Origin of the sequence: Flavilitoribacter nigricans DSM 23189 = NBRC 102662, assembly GCF_002646595.1 — a bacterium.
GTDB classification, from domain to species: Bacteria; Bacteroidota; Bacteroidia; order Chitinophagales; family Saprospiraceae; genus Flavilitoribacter; species Flavilitoribacter nigricans.
On the sequence record NZ_PDUD01000026.1, the window covers coordinates 154,110 to 174,825 of the forward strand.

The 20,716-nt window shown below is 46.4% G+C and carries 23 protein-coding genes; 10 read left to right on the forward strand and 13 right to left on the reverse strand.

What is annotated here, in order from left to right; translation table 11 throughout:
• Positions 1–77 precede the first annotated feature (77 nt).
• On the reverse strand, positions 78–557 hold the full coding sequence (locus tag CRP01_RS22335) for a hypothetical protein (protein ID WP_222845793.1): 480 nt from the start codon (positions 555–557) through the stop codon (positions 78–80).
• Between the two features lie 66 nt (positions 558–623).
• The gene (locus tag CRP01_RS22340) at positions 624–1,181 is read right to left on the reverse strand and encodes a cupin domain-containing protein (RefSeq protein ID WP_099152337.1); all 558 of its coding nucleotides are present in this window, start codon (positions 1,179–1,181) and stop codon (positions 624–626) included.
• 80 nt (positions 1,182–1,261) lie between these two features.
• On the opposite strand from CRP01_RS22340, the gene CRP01_RS22345 reads away from it, so the two are divergent.
• The 3 genes from CRP01_RS22345 to CRP01_RS22360 all read left to right on the forward strand — a co-directional run bounded on the left by CRP01_RS22345 (position 1,262) and on the right by CRP01_RS22360 (position 4,486).
• Complete coding sequence (locus CRP01_RS22345) at positions 1,262–1,891, forward strand: TetR/AcrR family transcriptional regulator (RefSeq protein ID WP_099152338.1); 630 nt, start codon at positions 1,262–1,264, stop codon at positions 1,889–1,891.
• A gap of 195 nt (positions 1,892–2,086) precedes the next feature.
• On the forward strand, positions 2,087–3,910 hold the full coding sequence (locus tag CRP01_RS42860) for an ABC transporter ATP-binding protein (RefSeq protein WP_099152339.1): 1,824 nt from the start codon (positions 2,087–2,089) through the stop codon (positions 3,908–3,910).
• A 231-nt stretch (positions 3,911–4,141) separates the two neighbouring features.
• Entirely contained in the window at positions 4,142–4,486 is a 345-nt protein-coding gene (locus CRP01_RS22360) for a DUF2853 family protein (protein ID WP_099152341.1), read from the forward strand.
• Between the two features lie 95 nt (positions 4,487–4,581).
• On the opposite strand, the gene CRP01_RS22365 is transcribed toward CRP01_RS22360, so the two are convergent.
• The 3 genes from CRP01_RS22365 to CRP01_RS22375 are packed head-to-tail and all read right to left on the reverse strand — an operon-like array spanning position 4,582 to position 7,652.
• Positions 4,582–5,262 carry a LytR/AlgR family response regulator transcription factor gene (locus CRP01_RS22365; RefSeq protein WP_099152342.1) on the reverse strand — a complete coding sequence of 227 codons (681 nt, stop codon included), beginning with the start codon at positions 5,260–5,262 and terminating at the stop codon, positions 4,582–4,584.
• Positions 5,237–6,334: a sensor histidine kinase gene (locus CRP01_RS22370; RefSeq protein WP_099152343.1), complete on the reverse strand. Its 1,098-nt coding sequence runs from the start codon at positions 6,332–6,334 to the stop codon at positions 5,237–5,239. The genes CRP01_RS22365 and CRP01_RS22370 overlap by 26 nt, the downstream gene beginning before the upstream one ends.
• Entirely contained in the window at positions 6,321–7,652 is a 1,332-nt protein-coding gene (locus tag CRP01_RS22375; protein ID WP_099152344.1) for a S41 family peptidase, read from the reverse strand. The genes CRP01_RS22370 and CRP01_RS22375 overlap by 14 nt, the downstream gene beginning before the upstream one ends.
• 202 nt (positions 7,653–7,854) lie before the next feature.
• On the opposite strand from CRP01_RS22375, the gene CRP01_RS22380 reads away from it, so the two are divergent.
• On the forward strand, positions 7,855–8,082 hold the full coding sequence (locus CRP01_RS22380) for a hypothetical protein (protein WP_143473493.1): 228 nt from the start codon (positions 7,855–7,857) through the stop codon (positions 8,080–8,082).
• 9 nt (positions 8,083–8,091) lie between these two features.
• Complete coding sequence (locus tag CRP01_RS22385) at positions 8,092–9,069, forward strand: leucine-rich repeat domain-containing protein (protein WP_099152346.1); 978 nt, start codon at positions 8,092–8,094, stop codon at positions 9,067–9,069.
• A gap of 22 nt (positions 9,070–9,091) precedes the next feature.
• Here CRP01_RS22385 and CRP01_RS22390 read toward each other — a convergent pair whose 3' ends face one another.
• Positions 9,092–9,466 (reverse strand): GldM family protein, encoded by a 375-nt coding sequence (locus tag CRP01_RS22390; protein WP_099152347.1) that lies wholly within the window; start codon positions 9,464–9,466, stop codon positions 9,092–9,094.
• A gap of 325 nt (positions 9,467–9,791) precedes the next feature.
• Here CRP01_RS22390 and CRP01_RS22395 point away from each other — a divergent pair, with 325 nt between their 5' ends.
• The 3 genes from CRP01_RS22395 to CRP01_RS22405 all read left to right on the forward strand — a co-directional run bounded on the left by CRP01_RS22395 (position 9,792) and on the right by CRP01_RS22405 (position 11,236).
• Positions 9,792–10,310, forward strand: coding sequence for a hypothetical protein (locus CRP01_RS22395; RefSeq protein ID WP_143473494.1), 519 nt, complete (start codon positions 9,792–9,794; stop codon positions 10,308–10,310).
• A 43-nt stretch (positions 10,311–10,353) separates the two neighbouring features.
• Entirely contained in the window at positions 10,354–10,710 is a 357-nt protein-coding gene (locus CRP01_RS22400; protein ID WP_099152349.1) for a hypothetical protein, read from the forward strand.
• A gap of 103 nt (positions 10,711–10,813) precedes the next feature.
• A complete protein-coding gene (locus CRP01_RS22405) occupies positions 10,814–11,236 on the forward strand; it encodes a hypothetical protein (RefSeq protein WP_099152350.1) in 423 nt (140 codons plus the stop codon).
• 62 nt (positions 11,237–11,298) lie between these two features.
• On the opposite strand, the gene CRP01_RS22410 is transcribed toward CRP01_RS22405, so the two are convergent.
• The 6 genes from CRP01_RS22410 to CRP01_RS22435 form a co-directional block, all read right to left on the reverse strand.
• The gene (locus tag CRP01_RS22410) at positions 11,299–12,351 is read right to left on the reverse strand and encodes a hypothetical protein (protein WP_170110494.1); all 1,053 of its coding nucleotides are present in this window, start codon (positions 12,349–12,351) and stop codon (positions 11,299–11,301) included.
• 514 nt (positions 12,352–12,865) lie between these two features.
• On the reverse strand, positions 12,866–16,207 hold the full coding sequence (locus CRP01_RS22415) for a lamin tail domain-containing protein (RefSeq protein WP_099152352.1): 3,342 nt from the start codon (positions 16,205–16,207) through the stop codon (positions 12,866–12,868).
• Between the two features lie 581 nt (positions 16,208–16,788).
• The gene (locus CRP01_RS43470) at positions 16,789–16,881 is read right to left on the reverse strand and encodes a PIN domain-containing protein (RefSeq protein WP_394337765.1); all 93 of its coding nucleotides are present in this window, start codon (positions 16,879–16,881) and stop codon (positions 16,789–16,791) included.
• On the reverse strand, positions 16,838–17,179 hold the full coding sequence (locus tag CRP01_RS22425; RefSeq protein WP_170110495.1) for a PIN domain-containing protein: 342 nt from the start codon (positions 17,177–17,179) through the stop codon (positions 16,838–16,840). The genes CRP01_RS43470 and CRP01_RS22425 overlap by 44 nt, the downstream gene beginning before the upstream one ends.
• Before the next feature lie 264 nt (positions 17,180–17,443).
• The gene (locus CRP01_RS22430) at positions 17,444–18,592 is read right to left on the reverse strand and encodes a hypothetical protein (RefSeq protein WP_143473495.1); all 1,149 of its coding nucleotides are present in this window, start codon (positions 18,590–18,592) and stop codon (positions 17,444–17,446) included.
• 40 nt (positions 18,593–18,632) lie between these two features.
• Complete coding sequence (locus tag CRP01_RS22435; RefSeq protein ID WP_143473496.1) at positions 18,633–19,235, reverse strand: plasmid pRiA4b ORF-3 family protein; 603 nt, start codon at positions 19,233–19,235, stop codon at positions 18,633–18,635.
• Between the two features lie 92 nt (positions 19,236–19,327).
• Here CRP01_RS22435 and CRP01_RS22440 point away from each other — a divergent pair, with 92 nt between their 5' ends.
• Positions 19,328–19,519: a hypothetical protein gene (locus tag CRP01_RS22440; protein ID WP_099152356.1), complete on the forward strand. Its 192-nt coding sequence runs from the start codon at positions 19,328–19,330 to the stop codon at positions 19,517–19,519.
• 377 nt (positions 19,520–19,896) lie between these two features.
• On the opposite strand, the gene CRP01_RS41915 is transcribed toward CRP01_RS22440, so the two are convergent.
• Positions 19,897–20,127 carry a hypothetical protein gene (locus CRP01_RS41915; RefSeq protein ID WP_143473497.1) on the reverse strand — a complete coding sequence of 77 codons (231 nt, stop codon included), beginning with the start codon at positions 20,125–20,127 and terminating at the stop codon, positions 19,897–19,899.
• Between the two features lie 44 nt (positions 20,128–20,171).
• Between CRP01_RS41915 and CRP01_RS42410 the strand changes: the two genes are divergently transcribed.
• Positions 20,172–20,315 carry a hypothetical protein gene (locus CRP01_RS42410; protein ID WP_170110496.1) on the forward strand — a complete coding sequence of 48 codons (144 nt, stop codon included), beginning with the start codon at positions 20,172–20,174 and terminating at the stop codon, positions 20,313–20,315.
• The last annotated feature ends 401 nt before the right edge of the window (positions 20,316–20,716 follow it).

Genomic DNA, 20,716 nt, shown 5'->3' on the forward strand with positions numbered 1-20,716 from the left:
CGGTCAGTATATACGTAGTGCGTCCGTTTGGGAGCATGACTGCATATACATCCTGGTGAGTTCGCATTTCTTTTTCCTCATGCAATTTTGCTGTTTCCTTTAGTCAAGCCTATATTCAGAACGAGTGATAATACAATGAGCAATACCAATCGGAATAAACTCAAAGATTCCCACTGGGAAGCTCTTTTAGTCAATTCCTGATTCACCGTATCATCGTATTCCGTATTTACAATTTCCATAAGTTCGGGAACGAAATAGATAAATGTCGTGATCAGAACGAGCACGTAGCCAATTAAAGGAAGTAGCACATGTTTCCGTCTATCAGTTTTCCAACTTATAATTAAGGTGACGGTAAATAGTAGGAGTGTCACAGGATGAATACTTTGCCAGAAAGGGGCCGGATTAAGTCCAAATTCTCCTTGAAACATACTAAGTGACTTAGGCGGAGCATCATAAGCTCTTGGCCAAACAGCGAGGTGTTCGTAAACAGCTGCTCCAATAATGATAGCAAAGCTCAAGCATAAGAGAGCATAAATTAAATCCTTGTAACGTTTCACAATTTCAGGTTTTAAGCTATTAGTAGATTTTCCTTTTTTAATCTCAGCACACAAACTTTTGGAAAACTATTTTATCGGTTTGGGTGCATCTTTAAAGTGTCCGTATTTACCCAGGAATTTGCCTATCAGAACTGTAATTGGAAAAATAACCTTCTTCACAAAAGCGGGAATTTCTTTCAGGTCGTATTCCGATTTATAGCGAGTCATCAGAAAAGCACTATCGAAAGGGTCACCTTCAGGTTTTCCGGCTTTGGACATGGAACTATAAATACCAGAAAGAAAATAGTCAAGTGAATTGGCCGGCTTTATCCAACCTTTACATTCCAGGATCTCACTGCCTGCATTCCAGAATCGATGCATCTGCCCTCTGTGAAAAATAACGGTCTCTCCGGCTTCAAGTATTTTTTCTTCCTGCCCATCTATTTGATACCCCATGACGCCCTTTACTACGGTCAGGCTTTCTTCCTGCTTGTAATGAACGTGAAAGGGAGGACCCGATCCGGGTTGTACCTGATTGTAGACCGTCATCTTTTTTACGCCATCTTCCTCTTCAATGTCATGAAAGGTTATGAGTTCCCCCATCGGATTGCTAATAGTGTGCGGAAATGCAAATGGATACTTCATGATTTAGTTTTTTGTAAATTTAGTACATTGTACTAAACAATCCAAGAAAGACTTAGTACATTGTGCTAATTAATTTTTTTATGGCACAAAAAACGAGGGAAAGAATATTGCAAAAGGCTCTTTTGCTGTTCAATGAGGTGGGTTTTATTGAAGTGGGAGTTAGGGAGATTGCCCGGGAACTGGAAATAAGTCCTGGCAACCTTTCGTATCACTTCAGTAAAAAGGAAGACATCTTATTTGCTTTGTTGAAGCAATTCTCAGAACAAAACAGCAAACTGTATAATGAATACTTTTTAGCACCTCCCAATAATGCGCAGTTTTTGACGCTTATAAGCAGGATATTTGACTGTCAATATAAGTTTAGAGGTGTCTATATAGGCAATCAATTTGTGCAAGCGGAGATTAAGAACGAAGATCGTTTTGATTATGCGTCTATTGCTGCCAAAAGAGCGGCATCCTTTAAAAAGATATTCGAGGATCTACATCTAGCGGGACAAATTTCCGTAACCGCAGAGGATATCTCCTTTCTGGTCGCTCACATCACTTTGTTTGGGCGGTTTTGGATATCAGAAGCCACCTTATTCAACAAATCTCCTGATAAAGCGCAAGTGATTAAGCACTATGTGTCATTGTTGTCCAAACAACTTTCGTTATTCGCTACCGAAAAAGGCACCAACTCGATAGATGATTTTTGGAGCAAATCATCGTGATTGGAATGGACAACTGCTCATACCTATTGCTATTCCTGGTCGAGTTTGCCCATCTTCCCGTGGAAGGAACTACAGCGACCGGGTGTTGGCTTCAGCTTTCCTGTTTCAAAGTTTTTTCCATTCGGGAATTCTTTTGGGAGGATTAGGGTTATCTAATCCCACTTGATCTACTAACCCTAATTACTCGATCTCATCATGAATCATCCAATCACTGCCTCGGAGCAGCATTCGGCTTTTAAAGCCTTTAAAGAAATGCTGCTCTACTGGGCCGCTGCGGCCCGCCCTTTTCGCTGGTACTTCCTGGGCATTTATTCCTTTTACGCCATCGGCATCGTTTCCGAACACATTCTGATCCCGATCTATTACCAAAAGATCGTGGACGGAATGGTCGTTGCCTCTACCGAAATGACCCCGGACGTATTGCAAAGCAAGTACGCTACCCTGCTCCGTTTTATCGTTCTGGTCGGTGTATTGTCGGCCACCAGGATCGTGATGTACCGGATCGGCGACTGGTTTTTCGATCATTTCCGGCTCGGCACGGTCCGTAACCTGGAAAACGGTATGTTCGGTGATTATCTGCGGCACGGTCGGAGATTTTTCGTCAACAATTTTGCCGGGTCCTTACTCAACGACCACCGCCAGATGCGCGGCGCTTTCGATGTGTTTATGGATCACGGCACCTTTACTTTTTTCTGGTGGCTGATCGTTTTCACCGGTAGTCTGGTAGCCCTGAGTTTTATCTTTCCCCTGGGTGCCGTCGCCATCCTGATCTGGTTTTTGGTGTACCTGATCATTGTGATCGAGGTATCCAAAAAGAAGTACGTGCACGAACGGAAAGTGGCCAAACTCAATTCCAGCATGACCGGCCTGCTGGCGGACAACCTCAGCAACGCCATGACGATCAAAACCTTCGGTGCGGAAAAACGCGAACAGGATCATTTCCGGCATCGCAATGAGGTCCGGCACCGCGCCCGGCACCGCAATAAGTACTGGAGTCGGTGGCGGAATGGCCTGCAGGGCGGTATGCTCGTCATTCTGGATGTCGGCATCCTTTTACTGGGTGCTTATTACTGGATGATCGGTAAGATCAGTCCGGGTATCATTGTGCTCATTCTCTATTATGCCGGTAATATTTCCCAGGAGGTCTGGAATTTTTCGCGCATGATCAACGCGATGACGCAGTCTTTCGCCGATGCCAACAAGTTTATGGAGCACATCCGCATCAGTCCGGATATTGCCGATCCGGATCAGAAGGAAAGACGCGGGATCCGCCACGGCATGGTCCATTTCCGGGAAGTGAATTTCACCTACCCGGAAGGTGCACGGGTATTTGAAAATTTCAACCTTGCCATCAAAGCCGGCGAAAAAGTTGGTATTGTAGGACCGAGCGGTTCCGGAAAATCTACCCTCGTCACACTGCTGCAGCGACACATGGACGTACAGGCGGGCAGTATCCTGATGGACGGGGTAGACATTCGTCAACTCCGGCAGGCTTATCTGCGCTCCAAGATCTCGCTGGTACCCCAGGATCCCAGCCTGTTCCACCGCAGTCTACGGGACAATATCGCCTACGGGAAACCCGAAGCGACCATGGAGGAGATTATTGCAGCGGCCCGCAAGGCCCAGGCCCACGATTTCATTCTGGAAACGCCCCAGGGCTACGATACCATGGTGGGCGAACGGGGTATCAAACTTTCGGGAGGGCAACGACAGCGGATCGCCATTGCCCGCTCCATTCTCGAAGCGGAGTCAGCGCCGATCGTCATTTTTGACGAAGCGACCAGCTCGCTGGATAACCGGGCGGAAAAAGAGATACAACAGGCCATTGATGCGGCCCTATCGGAATCTACGCGGACGGGCATCATTATTGCGCACCGGCTATCTACCCTGCGCAATGTGGATCGGATCATCGTACTGGATCAGGGACGGATCGTTGAGTCCGGCACCCACACCCAACTACTGGTAGCCGGCGGACTGTACGCCGAACTGTACAATAGCCAGATGCTGGGGGTGAATTAAAAACCAGATGGGCGGGGTTATTCGGTTCCAAATAATTGCCATCCGATTTTTGGAACTGAATGCCCCTGGCCCCAAATGGGCAGGAATTGCAGGAACTGTTCTTTTTCTGGGAATTAACCCATATATTAGGACAAATGATATATCGGACGATGCCGCTGAACAGATCGGCTTTCCGAACAATCCCAGCAATCTGTAAACACAATTTATTAAATATCTAAAACCAGTTTAATCATGCCCACCTTCGAAGAAACTTCTGCAGCATTCAAAAAAGAGATGAACAATCTGGGGATCTTCTACCACGAGGAACTGTACGATGCCATCACCAAATACCTCGGGCCGTCTATCCACGATAAAGATGCTGCCCTGGTCGCCTGTTCGGACCCGGATGAACTGAAAACCATCAAAAACAATTTCCTCATTGGAAAACTTGGGCTGGAAGACGGCCCCCAACTGGATGCAGCGATCCAGGAAATTTGCGGTGGTTTAGGTTCCTCCAATACCAAGAAGCACCGCGCGTCCTTTTACTATTTGCTTACCGCCATTCTCAATAAAGAATCGGTTTTTATTGACGCCTAAGTCTCGGGATGCATCCCTGAATGATACCGTTACTCCATCCCCGCATGCGCAATGTGCGGGGATGGAAATTCTTCCCTTTTCGTAGTCCGCCTGGTTTATTGCAGACTATTCAACACCGCATCTTTGTAGGAATCTCCAATGGGTATTTCGATCGATCCGATCTCAATGTCCTGCCGCGTGAAGGCGGTCACTTTATCCTTGTTGACCAGGAAGGACCGATGTACCCGGACGAAACGTTGATCCAGTTGTTGCTCGAAAGCAGCCAGACCGTATTTGACCACTAAGGTTCCCTGCCGGAGGTGGATGCGGATATAATCTTTCAGGCTCTCCACGTACTGGATTTCATCCAGCAATACCTTGATATTTTTCCGGTTACTCTGAACGTAAATGTGTTCCCGGGGAGTTTGGTCGGTTAGTGCCCCCAAACTCGATTTAAATTTATCAATTGCCTGCAAAAAGCGATCGAACAGAATGGGTTTTACCAGATAATCCACCGCATTGAGGTCAAAGCCCTCCACGGCGTAATCCCGGAAGGCGGTCGTAAAGATCACCCGGGGTTTTTCGGTTAAACCCCGAAAAAAGGTGGTGCCCTTCAGCAGGGGCATTTCTATATCCAGAAAAAGCAGATCGATCTTTTGCTGTTGCAGGATGGTGCGGGCTTCCAGAGCGTTAGCGCACGCGGCAACCACCACAAACTCATCGAGATGCTCCAGATGGGTAGCGATCAGTTCCCGGGCCAGGGCTTCGTCATCAATGATCAGGCACTGATATGGCATGCGGTTTCAATTTTAAAGTTACAGCGTAGAAATCTGCCCGGTCTTCGACTTCCAGCCAGTTCCGCTGCGGATACAGGAAATCCAGTTGCTTTTTAATATTCCGGAGGCCGATGGAAGCCGTTTGACCGTTGGCCCCGTTTTGCCGGGAAGCCGGTTTGGAATTGCAGATCTCGAAAAAGATCTCCTCCCGGCCGGCCCGCAATTTCATCTGTATCCGGGCCTGTCCGACTTCCTCTTTAACGCCGTGCTTATAGGCATTCTCCAGGAAAGTCAGCAGGATTAAGGGAGCTATTTCTATCGCCTTTTCGATCTTGTAATCAAAATCGACGATCACCCGGTCTCCGTAGCGAATCTTTTCCAGATCGATATAATTATTCATCAATCTGATCTCGCTGGTCAACGCAACGTAGCGGTCATCGCAATGATAAAGCATGTAATCCAGGATAGCCGACAATTTGGCAATCAACTCCGGGGTCTTATCGGATTTCTTCAGCGCCAGCACGTAGAGATTGTTGAGGGTGTTGAACAGGAAGTGCGGGTTGAGCTGATTTTTCAATAATTTCAGTTCGGTGATCCGTTTTTGCTCCCGCAGGCTCATCACCTCCCTTTGATCGCGGTAATACTTCAGAGCCGTCAGAATAGCTACGGGAAAGAGGAACCAGCTGATCTCAGTAAAAAAGAAATTGGCATCCAGGATGCGATCGTAAAAATCAAAGCCCTTATAAATGTCCGGGTATTTGGGGTCAAAATAAAAATGACGGTAGGCGGTATAAAGTACGTAGGTGATGTACACACTGGCCAGACTGGTTAGCAAAAATAAGATCCTCCGTTTTCGGTGCAGGAGACGCGGCAGAAGCACGGAAATGATCACGTAGGAAAGTACGATCTGTAGTCCGGTCTTTACCAATAGCTTTTCAAAAAGCGCTGCTTTGTCCGTATAGGTGGGCCAGGCCGTGCTTACATAGTAAAAATAGAGCACCAGCCAAAAGATCACTTCTACGATAATATCCTTTCGTCGCAGCCAGGCCCTTCGGATCAATAGGGCTACGCTATTCTCCTTATTTTCGTTCAAAGGCGGCCAGGTTTTGTTCAAAAACTGCCAGATTATCCAGATTCTGGGCTTTAGCTAAAGCTACGGCCTTTTTATAATTTTCCAACGCTTTGTCTCTTTCCCCGCTCCCGGCCAGTGCTTCTGCGTAACTGTCGAATGCATTTGCCGATTCGGGATGGAGCCGGATATTGGCCTCAAAGAGTAGCAAAGCAGCCTCCCGTTCGCTTCCCAGCAGATAGTTGTATCCGAGGCGGTTGATATCCAGTTCGCTGAGGATGCCATTATTGAGCATTTTCCGTACCTCAGGGTATACCCGCTCCGCTTCGGAACTGCCGCTTTTACCGTGTACCGCATCCAGCGCCGTGAGCAAGGGCGCAAACAGGTTTTCCCGGTATTTTTCGGCGGCGGCAGCGGCCAGTTCTTTTGCTTTCTCCAGGGCTTCTTCTTCCGGCACCTGCACATCGGGAATCACACCGACGCCCTCCCAGTTGGACTGAGTGATCGGATTCAGAGAGCGGGCAAAAGGAATGCGAACCCGAAAACCGCCCGGAAGACTGTGAGAACGGGTAGGATGCGCGCCACCCCGGGTAACTTCTCCGACGATGGTGGCCCGACCTTGCGACTGCAGGGCATAAGGCAGGCCTTCGGCGGCGGAAAAGGTCCGGTCGCTGGTGAGAATAAATAAAGGCACGTTGGGTCTTTTTCGCCCGTTGACCTCCACCGTTCGGTATTCGCGGGTGTGATCATTGTAGCGGGAATAGATCGAAGTTAACAGCATATCTTCATCGAAAAAGTAGCTACACAAATACTGCACCGTGGACGGGCTCCCACCCATGCTGTACCGCAGATCAATGATGAGTGCATCGGCCTTGCTGAGTTTTTCCAGGGAGTTATCGAGTAAACCCAGGTTAACTTCCCCGCCTCCGAAAAAACGCATATCGAAATAGCCCACATTGTCCTCGAAATATTGATAACCATTGATCATAGATGGGTTGTAACGAGTGAGTCCCCGCAGCGGATCGGGTTGCTCTACCGGAGTTTCTGCCGCCGGCAGTTGGGGAGCCTGCACGCCCAAATGGTAATCCCTCGTAATTTTCCGCATCTCCCGGGTGAGCGCTCCGGCCAGATCTTCCGGCGCTTTATAGGCATCGAAATATCCATCCTGTTGTAGTTGTTCCAGATGAGCATTTACCTCTTCTGCCTTATCCAGGAAGATGTACTGTTCGAGCATCAATTGCTGGATCGATTGAATAATCTCCGATGTAGTCTGGGCGGTAACCTGCACGGAACAGCTCAGGAATAAAATGAGCAGACCGTGAAAAACTGTTCTGAAATACATAATAGAAAATGATTTTACGGCACGAAGTTAAGGCAAGTATTGCGGTAGCGGGATATAAGTAGCCGAATCGGCAATAATCGCAAACCGGGAGCGATTTCCCGAGGACCAACCCGTATAAGCCACGGCCCAATACAGGTGCAGGAACTAAAACGGGTGATTGTAAGTTATTGTCGTCAAACCGTTTATTTTGAATTTTAAAATCATGACACTCAAAGAAATCGTAAAGAACAATCAGGTCCATTTTAGCTCTTACCGCAAAGGCGTACTGTACTACAGCGTTGTTGTGGAAGACAAAACCTATCGTTTCCCGGTGCCCATTGAGGATACCGGAGATGCTACCTTCCTGGATACGGATAAAGCCATGCTTTTTATGCGCTACATCCGCAAGGCGCTTAAGGAGCAGACTTTCGAATTGATGTTGTCCCACTAAGCCATAGCCATGTCTGCACTACACATAGCCTTACAACAGGCCGCCGAATCCCGGGGAGTTGCGGTATCCGACCTGGAGACTTTTGATTTTCCTTTTCAGAATATCCGGGATATCAGTCCGCTAAGGCAACTCACCAAAGCGTGGAGCCTGGGACTGATCGGCAACAACATCACGGATATCCGTCCGCTGGAAGAGCTGATGGAGCTGCAACTGCTCAACCTGCATTACAGTTCCATCAGTGATCTTTCCCCATTGCGCAGGCTGGCCAAATTAGAGGAACTGGACCTCCAGAACAACGGGCTGACCGATATCCGCATGCTGGCCGAGCTACCCGCCTTAATTCGACTCTATATCGGTGCCAATCCGGAACTGGAGGACCTCTCCCCACTGTGGGAAATGACCACGCTGACAGGACTGGACATCGGTGAGATCTCGGAAAGTATGGATTTTTCATTTGTGCAGCAACTGACCGAATTGCAATCACTGCTGCTCTACCGCAGCGGCCTGCGGGACATCAGGTTTCTCGAACCGCTGCGCAACATGCGGTGGCTCTGGCTGAATTACAACTCCATTCGCGACATTTCCGCACTGGCCGGTATGCAAAAACTGGATACTCTGCACCTGATCAGCAATCCCGGGGTGGACCTTACCGGACTGCAGGCCTTACCCCAACTAAAACAACTTTCACTCGAAGAAAACCACCTGAGCGATCTAGGTTCGCTATCCGGTCTGACTTCCCTGGAATACCTTTTTCTGTCGGATAACGAGATCGAGGATCTGGGGCCCATTCGTGGGCTGACCCAAGTCAAATCACTTAGCCTGGCCAACAACCGGGTAAAGGACCTAAGTCCATTATTGAACCTGGATCAGCTGCGAAATCTGAGTTTGAGCCATAATCCGGTTTCCGATAATGATCCGGTCATTGAGCAGTTGCGGGAAAAGGGCGTCAAGGTTAATTTGAATGGCCCTCAATGTTCTTTACGGTAATCAATACCCGAAGCAATAAGGATTAATCCTCATGGGTCAACCTGATCACAAAGCTGGTCGATCCCGTCTCCTGGTACTGCAGGCAGGCGTTAGCCGAACTGATCGATTCCAGATAGATCTTGTCGCCGCTTTCACTCTTTTGGATGAGTGCCCGCGTTCTTTCCATTAGCGTATCTCCCCGGTTGATCACCTCAACGGCCATGTTATCGCTCGATAGAAACAATGCATTAAAACTAAAAACCTTACAGGCGGCATCGGTACCGATTATCTCGTAGATGTTGTTCATGCGGAGCAATTCTGCTTTCTGCATTTCTATTTCCTCCGATACCGGAGCATTTGAAAAGCTAAGCATATACAACAGAAGGGAAAAGGTCATCAGGAGCGCTTTGGTGTACATCAGTTTTATTTTTGTAATGAAAAATTTATGCCGCTCTATACTGGCGGTACTAATTTAGGATAAATAACAAACTGCTTCTAGTGGAATAGAACGGCCATCTACACGAGGCAAGTGTTTCCTTTTCTTGCTGGAATAAAAATTTTCTCCCGGAAACTAACTCAAAACCGGTAGAACAGGCATGTAATTGTTACCCATTGACTTTAAAGATCACGAACGCCTTAAAAGCTTTAATTTATTATTGGTATTTTAGTAAAAATTGATCACGATCACTGCATATACATGAATGTTTAAAGGACGATATTTTGTAGACAAGCGAACGACCAGCATGCTCGAAATCCAGAGAGTAAGAAACTTCACCTTGTACGAGAGCCCAATCATCAAATGGCTATTTTTCTTCGTAGCAGCGTTAATGATTATAATTCCGGTCGGAATTTTCTTTTATCCTCCAATTATTCTGGCTTGGAAATACCTGCCGGGGTATTTTGTCGTCGCCTATTTAATCGCCGGTTTTTCCAACAATAGCTTTGCCGTTACCGCACATGGTTTCTATGTCATCAACCCTAATTACCCGTTTAAGAAATTTCGCCATTCCCCGAACTTCAAAATCAAAAATATCCGTATTGATCAAACTGGTACCTTTTGGTGGCTCTTCTTTCCAATGGGGCAGTTTGGAGGCAATTGTAACTATGTTGAAATTACGACCATAGAAGGTCAAAGACACAAATTTCTCTGTGCAGGTCTTGACCTTGATGCTTTCGATGAAAATGATACAGAGGAGACACTTGACACCCTACACGATAATCTAAAAAGGAAAAACATTCCGGTCCAATTCAACTTCAGTTAAAAGAAAACTATTTTCAGTATGGAATCAATTAATACCAAAGCGCATGAATCCAATCGATAATTACCCAAACATGAACGGCAACTTTTTCCCTAATCGAAAACTCAAATGGATCTTATTCCCCTGTATTCTGATTAGTTTGCTGCTCCAGATAGAAGCGACAATTTCCTATTTTAAAATAGAACAGATCCAAAGCGAATCCTCAATATTTTTTTGCTTTTATAGCCCGTATCAGAACACCTGGATTGTTGAATTATTGGCACAGACCGGTTTGGCAATCGCCATTTTTCTCTTCTTTAACAGAAACAGGGAGGTCCCATTGACCGGATTCCAAAAACTCACCCTGCTTGCCCCAGCTTTAATTCTGGTAATGGATCAAATTATGCGTCATTTGATGTGGTAGATTCCCGTTCTAATATTCACCTGATTTCTACTTTAGCCCATCGAAAAGAATTGCCATTTGGAATTAGCCCAAGTATTTTATGTCCAACATAAATTGCCTCTCCATGCTTGATGCGCTACGATACGAGTTTTCTGTAATGACCTGGAAAAATCATTTGACGCTATGGGGAATTCTTCTTTTCTGTTACGGCATCTGGGTTTATCTGCCATTAGATCGAGCCAACTACAGAATAAAACGAGCAAAACAGGAAGCTAACTATACCAGCGAAACTCCAGGCCAGCTCCTAAGCATCCGTAAATTATACCTCCCGGCCGGAGAAAGGGGTATTATTCGTTTTGTCGGTCATGAGCTGCGCTATAAAGCTAACATGCAGGGTAGGATAATTGAACACACCGAGATTATCCCTAAAAACCCTGATCCGGATATTAATAGTTTGCTTAAATCGATGATGGACGGGGAGACGAGGATCATTGTCAAGTTTCCAATGCAGAAAAATGGAAAGAGCCTGGTGAAACTTATCCCATAATGATTTAGATAAAATGTCAGAGGCAGAGAAAGGGTTAAAGCTTTGTGGCGAAATAGTGCACATTATTGCTCACAAGCCCCCTCTATCTCCACTCGTGTCCGGCAACCAACCGCATTGCCGCTAATCGTTATATAATTGGAGCTTTCCGTATTGCTTAAAAAATCACAAATGCTCTTTACGTGACAGGTGGTGAGTTGGGGCGAATCCATGAGTTCAATTCCGGTCATGGTCGCCGGATCAATATTATCCAAACCACTTAAACTACGCAATACCGCATTGTCACCCACAAATAATCGACCGCCCCCGATGGAGGTCAGATTATTCAGTCCTCTCAGATCTCCTAGCGCAGTATTCCCCTCTATACTCAGGCTTATTGACGGATATCCGGTAGTTGATGGCGAACCCAGAGCAGTTAGATTATGTAAGGCATCCAGATTGGTAAGCGCCGCATTACGCTCTATATAGAAGAACCGACCAATAACGGGAACATTTTCTATTCCAGCCAGACTGGTCAGCCGATCATTATCCCTTATGGTGATCGAACTGATGAACTCTAAATTTTCCAGGCCTTCTAAACTTCTTAGAGCGTTATTGTCACCTATTTTTAAGACGCCAATTGAAACTATATTTTTCAAACCCTTTAAATTCAATAAAGCATCATTCTCGTATATTTCCAGGGTACCTATCGACTGCACATTTTCTAATCCTTCCAGGTTTTCCAGAGACTCATTTCCGACTATTTTTAATCCCGCAGCAGTTAAATTTTCCAGGCCTCTCAGACTGGTAAGTGCCGGGTTGTTTTCTATAAATATGCCCAATGAAGTAAAACCACTTAACCCATTCAGGTCTTTTAGCCCCTGGTTCCCGCGGATCAGTACCCTGCCGAGGACGGAAGTAAGATTTTCCAGGCCATGCAGATTTTCCAGCGTATAGGTATTGATAATATCCAAACCGCGCACCTCGGTCAACTGACTTAAACCTTCCAGACTCCGGATACTGGCACCATCGATATATACCCAGAATTTACTCAGGTCCACACATTCCGGATAATCTATGCTAAAGTCATCAATTTGCTTTTGGGTGCTAAAGGTTAAAGTGTAGTCGGGCAAGGACAAGCTACTGGTTATTTGTACATAATTGCCTTTGGGGCAAATGCTTACCCGTTCAATCGGCGGTTCTTTTTTACAGCTGGCTAAACTGAAAACTGCCCAAACCAAGATCAGACCGAAAGACCATTTTATGGAGACGTTCATGATGATTTTTTTTGGTGGGATGTAATATCCCGTGACAGTCTATCGATATGCTGCCGGGGACGCTTCTATTTGCAGTAATAATTGGCCTTTTTACAGACTTTCACAATGATCTTAATTATGAGTCGATCTACATTTGATCAGTGGGCTGATTGAGGAGTAGCTGGATAAGCGTACAAATGCAGGTTCAACTTTTAAAGTGAAGTGAGACCGTGCCGTGTAGCAATAACACATCAAAAAAGCCCTGATCATGGAAAGATCAAGGCTTTTAGTAGTACGTATTTTTTTGTGCCTGGTGTTCCCACCAGAAAACTAGCCTTTATCACGACGAATGCCTGGTACAACCACCAAAATCACCAGGTCTGTCAACCAGGACGGCCTATTTAAAGACCATCAATCGATGGACACCCACGGTTCGTTGGCCCGATTTGACAATTACGGCATAAACACCATTGGTTAATCCAGTCAATGGCAGAGCAATGCGGTTATTTTCAACCTGATCCAAATGATACACCTGTATGACCTGGCCGTGCATATTGAAAAGATAGACATCGGCTTCCTGATCGGTCTTACCCATGAGATCAAGGTTTGCGATCTGACTTGCTGGATTGGGATGTAAGTTGGTAGAGAATTCAGCGTGATCTTCTAACTTTCCAACCTCAATATGCTGTACTGTTGCCGTATGCTCAAGAATTTTTCTCCCCTCACCTGCAATCTCATCCCTACCAAGGGAAATAGTATTTGGCGTATCCGCAAGAACTGATGATTGTCCAGCTCCGCATCCCCTGATTTCCACATCATCAATAAAAACCTGGTCATTATTGGCCGATGCATCACAACGGAACCTAAACTGGGTACTAGCCGTAAAGGCAATGCCGTCAATACTCACGGTTTCATTGTACCTCTGATCGTTTACGAATTCGTCGTTGAGATTCCATTCTTCAATAGTGGTGAAAGAATTTCCGCCATCGGTAGAGATCTGCAGCCAAAAGTCTTCGTTAGCATTATCCATCGATCTGGTAATGTAAGAAAAGGAAATCTCGGCGGATGAATAAGCTGTCAGGTCCAGGTTGTCGGTCGTCATGACGGAAGTGTTGGTATTATCCTGCAAGCGAACCGTAAAACTTCCAGAATTAGCGTAAGAAGCATCGCCGCTACTCCGCCAGGCATCGTTACCGCCATCATTCCAGATGCCCCATCCGCTTTCAAAATCTTCAAAATTAATAGTCGCGCAATTTCCCGGGACCGTTACGGTAATGTAGCCCACTTTGGTTTCCACATCATTACCAACTGCATTCGTGGCCGTGAGTGTTACATCGTAGATACCGGCCACAGCATAAGTAACCTGTGGATGTTGAGCCGTACTGGCGGAAGGGGTTCCACCCGGAAAACTCCAGCTCCAGCTACTTGGGCCGTTTGTCGATTGATCCGTAAATGAGACGGTTCCGCCCTCTTCAATGCTCGTCAGGTCGGCCGTGAAGTCGGCAACGGGACTGAAGTCGTTGTCCGTGATACTTAAGTCGAACGTTGCCGGAGAAGCAATGGAAGCATTGGTGCCGCCGGTAATATTTTGGAGCGTAAACGTCAACGTTTCGGTAGCCTCTTCCAATAAGTCGTCCGTTATCGTAAGCGGAATGCTTTCGCTGGTCGAACTACCCGCGGGGAAGGTAACCGTTTGGGTCGTGTAATTATCGATATCCGCCGGATCACCGGCCGTTAGCACCAGATCAACGCTGGTGGCCTGCGTGCTACTGGGGTTCGATATAGAAAGAGTAATATTTATCTGACCGGCGGCTTCACCAACTGTCGTTCCGGAACTTGCAAATTGTACGCCGGTATCCAAATTACCGAAGGGCGTACCGTCTTGTCTCACACCGGGTGAAGCCTGGGCATTAGTCCCATCTTCATTAGAGTAGGCCGAGGTGAGCGGATGCGGCACAAAATCTCCGGTGATATCCGGACTTCGCACAAAAGCAACCGGTCGGGTGGCCGGACCGTAGGTAAAGCTCAGTTGGGTGACATCGGCACCATCTTTGATGAACACCTGGTCACCGGTATTGACCAGCCCGAGCGAAGTGGACTCACTGGCGGTCTGGACGATGCTGTTCCCAAAGGACCCGCTGGGCGTGCCGCCACCAAAAACCACAATAGCCCCTCCGGGCGGAACGATGGTATTAGCCGGGAAGATATGCCGGTCGGCCCCATCATTAATTTTCCAGCCCGAAATATCGGCCGGAGCGGTGCCCTTATTTACCAATTCGACATATTCATCGTAGTGGTAGCTATAGGTGCCGTCGCCATTCGAATCGAATCGGGTAGCTCCCCCTGCACTTGCGTCTGATCCGGCGGGCCAGGGCATGAACTCATTGACGACGAGGTCCGGATCGTCATCATCCAGGATACTCAGTGCATGGGCCGACATCGTACCAATAGTAGCGCTATTTCCTCCGGCCGGGTTTTGCAAACTGAAGAGCAGCGTTTCATCTCCTTCCAGATCCTGATCATCGGTAATGGTCAGATCCAGGGTTTGGGAAGCACTGCTGCCGGCGGGAAAAGTAATGGTCTGAGTCGTATAATTGTTCACATCAGCCGGATCACCAGTGGTCAACACCACCTCAACAGTAGTGGCCTGACTACCACTCGGGTTTTGAATTTCGAGTGTCATCGTGGTCGTTCCGGCCGTTTCATCTGCTGAAGACAACACAGGGGAAAAAGTTACCACGGTATTGGGGCCGCCGTCTGCAACAAATACCCGGGCGAGCGCATTGCTCATTTTGGTCCAGCCACTTACATCATTGCGCAGCCGGGTCTTTTCCTGTTCAATGTGGATAAACCGACCATTATTGCCGGTAGAAATTTCCAGACAGGGGTCAGCGGACGCATTGATCATCCGGCCCTGTACATTGGTGGTGCCAGTGAGTCGGGTCCAATTGTCGAGATGCGCAATTTTAAAGGTCAGGACATTATCTTCTACAAAAAGTTCGTCCCTGATACGGGCGAGGAAATCAAGCGGCAGTGGCTGAAGCGGCGTGCCGTTACTCAGGATAACGTACGGATCGGAACTTTCCTTACCAAAGCCATGCAGTTGAATGAAAATGGAATTGGGAATGGCGTCGAAAAGATTCTCCGTAGTAGTATGGAAGATCGTATTGGTATTATGCGGGTTGTCGGATATTCTGAAGGCTTCGCTGTTCCCGCACGCGCTGGTAGTACCGCTGCAACTGGAAGCGGTAGAATCGTTACAGCGGTGGGTGCCGCTTAGGAAAAGTGCTCTGGCCCCGATCTCCCGGAATACATAAGCAGCTTGTGATCCCGTATTAGTGTCGTATTTCGGATGGGGGCCCTGGATGATAAGTGTGGACCGATCCGGTGCCGGATTAAACACGTAAATGCCCCAATAATTGGAAGCAGAGGAAAGCTTTTCTACAATGTAATAAACCGAACCGGAGACGTTATCGGTGTATTCGACCAGGCGATAGCCTAGCCCGGCAAGGGTAGTGTGGGCCTGAGCGTACTGCGCGTTCATGACTTCGGTAATGGCGGTATTCCATGTATTGCTCTCCCCGATGGTCGGTTCGCTGAATTCATTGCCGCCCGATCCGGGGAACGCACTGATCTTTCCATCGATATAGGCCAGAAAATCGCCCGAGGCCTGATCCTGCCCGAAACTAAGCGTGATGGACAGGAGACATAAAACGGTTAGGGTTGCTAGGGTTTTCATAATATTTCATTTAGGGTTGGTGGTTATGTAAACTGAGTATTGGTTGTCTTATCCCTTAAGATCATTGTTCAGGGCATCTAAAAGGGCCTGACTTGATAAACTGGAACAATTTATCTATATATAAATAACTGGTGTTAATTTCAATAAATATTTGGTGTTTTGCAAATTGATGGGTTGACTATTTCTTTTTACGTGGGATGGGGGGATTTTGTTCCAGTTTGGATTATGTGCTGGGGTGGTGTTGATTGGGAGGGTCGTCTTAAAAAATAGGTCTATCGCATGTTTTACTTTTCTGGCTAAAGTACATGAGGAATGAATACGTAAGATCCCGGCATTTTATGTGCATATAAGGTTTCACCTGCGACGGGTTATGCACTGATAGTAAACGTAAATCCAGGGCTGAGTCAGTAGTACCAACGAAAAAAGCCCTGATTACTGAAGATCAAGGCTTTTAGCAAAACGTATTATTTTATGCTGAGTGGTCCTACTTGGTTTGAGACGTGTTTTTATTGCCTTGATTTGATTGTTAGTTATTTATGGGTGGATTTGGAATTTGATCAAGATGGGATAAAGGGAAATAGTTAAAGCTTTTCAACTCTTATGCCCTCCACCTGTTCAAAATGTCGGTCTTTAGTAAGTAAAGTAAGACCATGCTCCTTGACAAGCGCAGCAATCCAAATGTCGTTTTCCGAAATTGGCCTCTCCTTGGCCGGAAGTTGATCTTTGATCTAACCGTAGATCCGTGCCGTTTTTTTTTGTGATATCCAAGATGATTACCGTTTCTTCAAGCTTCTCAATTTGTAATATCCGCTCCGGCGTACGATTGGCTTTGTGAGCACCATAAAAAAGTTCACCTATCACGATAACCGGAAGATGAACTATAGTTATTTTTTTAGTTCTGGAAATAGCGTTCTGGTCTCCTCTGAAAATATTGATGATTGCATTGGAGTCCAGCAGGTAATTACCATTCATCCTCATCAATTTTTCTTGACTCTGCTATCGCGCTATCCTACACTTTAGCTTCTTCCTCGTCCATAACGCCGGCAAACTTCAGTTTTGTAGGCGTTACGCGAACATATCTTTTCCGAAACCATCCGTCGAAGAGACTCTGAAGTGTATAGATTCACAATGAATTCAGGTATTGCGCTCTGGCTTTAGTCAAACGGGAAATTCGTCTCAGGACAACGTAATGATATGATTCGTCTTTTTCAACAAGCTCCAAAGATTTGAACTTGTCTATTTCAATTTATTCCGATCAAACCGTTGCATCAAAGCCCTTGATTTACCGTAATTCTCCTTGATTCTATCCATCTTGTCTTTAAAAGTCGTTTGATCATTTCGAAATACTGCCAGCTCTTTTAGATCTCTCAGAGTAGCCGTAGCAAGATCGTAAGACCTGCCAGTTTTAAGCTCCAGGTTTTCATAAACACTTTGCCAAAGAGCTATCTCTTCCCGAGCTACTTTTTCCATTTTACTGCGATGTGCCTCTGCCGCCCGCCTGGCTTCTTCCTGCTGCCGTTCCTTTTCCTTTATAGTGCTCAATCCCAGCAACTCTGAAATAGATAAAGTCTCAGTCATAGGTTGAGTTGGCGATTTATCCAAAGTTTCCAATTGCCGGCGAAGTTTGATATCCAGGTTAATTTCTCCGGCCGCCAACCGAACCAGGTAGTCTATACGATCTTTTTCCGGCAATTGAAGAATCAACTTTTTGAAGTTCTTTTCAAGTTGGCCGGTATCTGTACTTGCCTGTTGGGCTGCAGCAATAAGGTCAATATCAATCTCGAAAAAATCAACTAAGGTTTTTAGAGCCCCATTCATTTTTTTCAGATTGGGTGGAATGGGAGGAGCTGGTATCTCTAAATTATCTTCCTCATTTCCTTCCCACGGTTCCCATTGGGCTTTAAAGGCCGCAAGTTTTAGCCAGAAAAGGTACAAAGCCCGGTAATCTCCGGTAAGGATCCCCTCTCTTATTGCAACAAATTCACCTACCCGATATGCCTCTTCATCGATCCATTCTCCTCCTTCTTCATCCGACCAATAAAAATCGAGCAAAAAGCAGTTGTGCCTTTCAATCAATGCCAAATGGGTCGTAAAAGAATCGTCGGCATTGATTAAGAATTTACTTATTGCGTCCTGATCCACTAGCTTCTTTGGAAAGCGCATCATAAGCCGTTTGGAACCCCAATTGGCCAGGTAAAGCATAATATCAAAGTACTCCTCAACAACCTTTTCTTCATCTTTTGGGAAATCACCATAAGCGTACGAAAAAGTAGCCGATGTAGAGGTAGGTTGAGTTCGACTCGACCAGGATCCTACTTCACACTGTTCTTCAGTCGTCAATGGCCGGTCAACTGCCTTAAATTGATAAAGTTGAAATTCACTCATAGCCATTCCATATTTTCAGAATGAGATAGCTCATTTTTTATTAAATCTGATGCCAGGGAGTCGATTTCGCCCTCGGATGTTTTTTATGCCAGGCCCCGAACAAGGCCAGTTCGGCATTTACTTCCTTGATTGGGAAAAATTCCGGGTTGTAATCTTCATAAGATTCCGGAGGTTCATCCCCCCAGAAAAAACGATCCGGATGATTGGGATCCTTCAAAGCCTCCAACGCATACAAGTATCCTCCCATTCCTCCGCTATCTTCGATTGGGCAGCGGCCGTTCCCTTCCAGGCAGAAAGGGACCACCAAATCTCCTTCTATAATCGATTCCAGTTCAATCAAATGCTGCCAGCCATCTCCAAAATCGTAAAGATAATCCATGCGATCACCCGGTTTTAAAGAAAAATCCCGCAGGCGTAATTTCGTTTCATCCTTTGGTTCCGGATAATCGTCGTTGAGATCCAGGACCATGCCCACCCGCCGGTCTCCAATCGTGAATTCGTGTAAATGATAATTGTCCCAGCCCATAGCCAACTGGACAACCTGATGGAAGCGGTCGAAACGGTAATCGTCGGTCACCTGAAAGCGGCGCCAGAGTGGAAAACTGCATTCCGGAAGGCTTACATGAAATTGGAGAATAGGCATCGGTTTGGAATTTTCTTTGATCCAGTACAATTTACAGCAGATCTTAGAAAGGAGCAATACCCGCTTAAACCAACTTTCTCAAAAAAGGGCAAATGGTTTACCTGGAAGGCACCCCTTCAGGCAGCATTTACCGGAATAGCGATGGGCAGCCGGCAGCGGATTTTGCCTTGCGCATCACCAGTCTCCAGTTACTTGGCAGCAAACCGGAAACGACCGAACTATCAAATCCCAAAAGCGAACCGGCAGCCGCCAAAGTCACTGCAGATCTGGAAGTACCGGATTGAATCAATTAGCAATCTTCTACCCTACCACCGATCGGGGGTCGGTGGCCCTGCTGCCGCCCCGTTCTGGAGAGTACTTAAAACCTCTGTTTATGCGCACCAATAAATTTTTCAGTGCAGGTTTATGGTATTTGCTTTTTTGGCGAAGTGGTTTTATAGGTTTCGAGCGTGGATTGAATCTTTGCAAGATTCGCTGGATGATTTGGCAAATAGGCAGGATGAGGGGTTTGATTCATCTGATTGACTTTTTGAAAGGGTCCCACTTTTCCAGTCGCTGAAAAGTGGGCAAAAAGCTTGGCAAAATAAAGGCTCAACGCGAGGCTGGCTCCCGCTCCCCCCTATTTTGCCGGGCTCACCCGCCTAACCAGCAACCGGGTACTTTAAATCATCATAATCGTAGAATGCTGCTGGCGTGGGTCCGCCTTGGAGAATTTGGCGTTAAAAAATGCTTTGGAATGGAGCGGCCGCACAAAAAACTGTTTGAGGCGTAGCGCAGCGAAGACGAGTTTTTTTTGTGCAGCGGAATGGAAAAGCATTTTAGCCAAAGGCTCCACAGCGGCGGCATTTTCTTTGGTTACTTTCTTTTTTGCTGAAGAAAAAGAAAGTGACAAACACGATGGATAGTACTACACCATAATTCAAACAGGATAAAAAAATGAAAATCACCAAAACCCATCCCGAGAATAAAGCCTTCTTCAACGAAAACGGCTCCAGCCTAGCCACCTACCGCCTCATCGGCTTCATCGGCCAACTTCTTTCCGGTCTTTCCTTAGCATATGCCGTATACGCCCTGATCTAGGCACAGATCCTTAATCAGGGCATTGCCGGGAAGACAGCTCCCATACTGCTAGTAGATCTAGTGGGAGACGTAGATCTTGACATCACAGCGGCCGTCCTTATACGGCCGGTATTTCCAGAGGATTTTTTTGACTTTCATAATTTGACGTGTTAGCAAAGACATGGTGAATAAAAACACGTCTGAAAAATATTAATAGGAACAAATACATTAAAGCTACTTCAAGCCCAATAGCACCAACAAAAAAGCCCTGATCACTGAGGATCAAGGCTTTTAGCAAAACGTATTATTTTATGCTGTGTGGTCCCACTTGGTTAGGCCGAATCAAAAGGTTTTCCTTCGTATTCCGCGTAAAACCTTGAAAATCTGCACTTTTTGAGAATTTTTCAATTTCGGTAACTGCT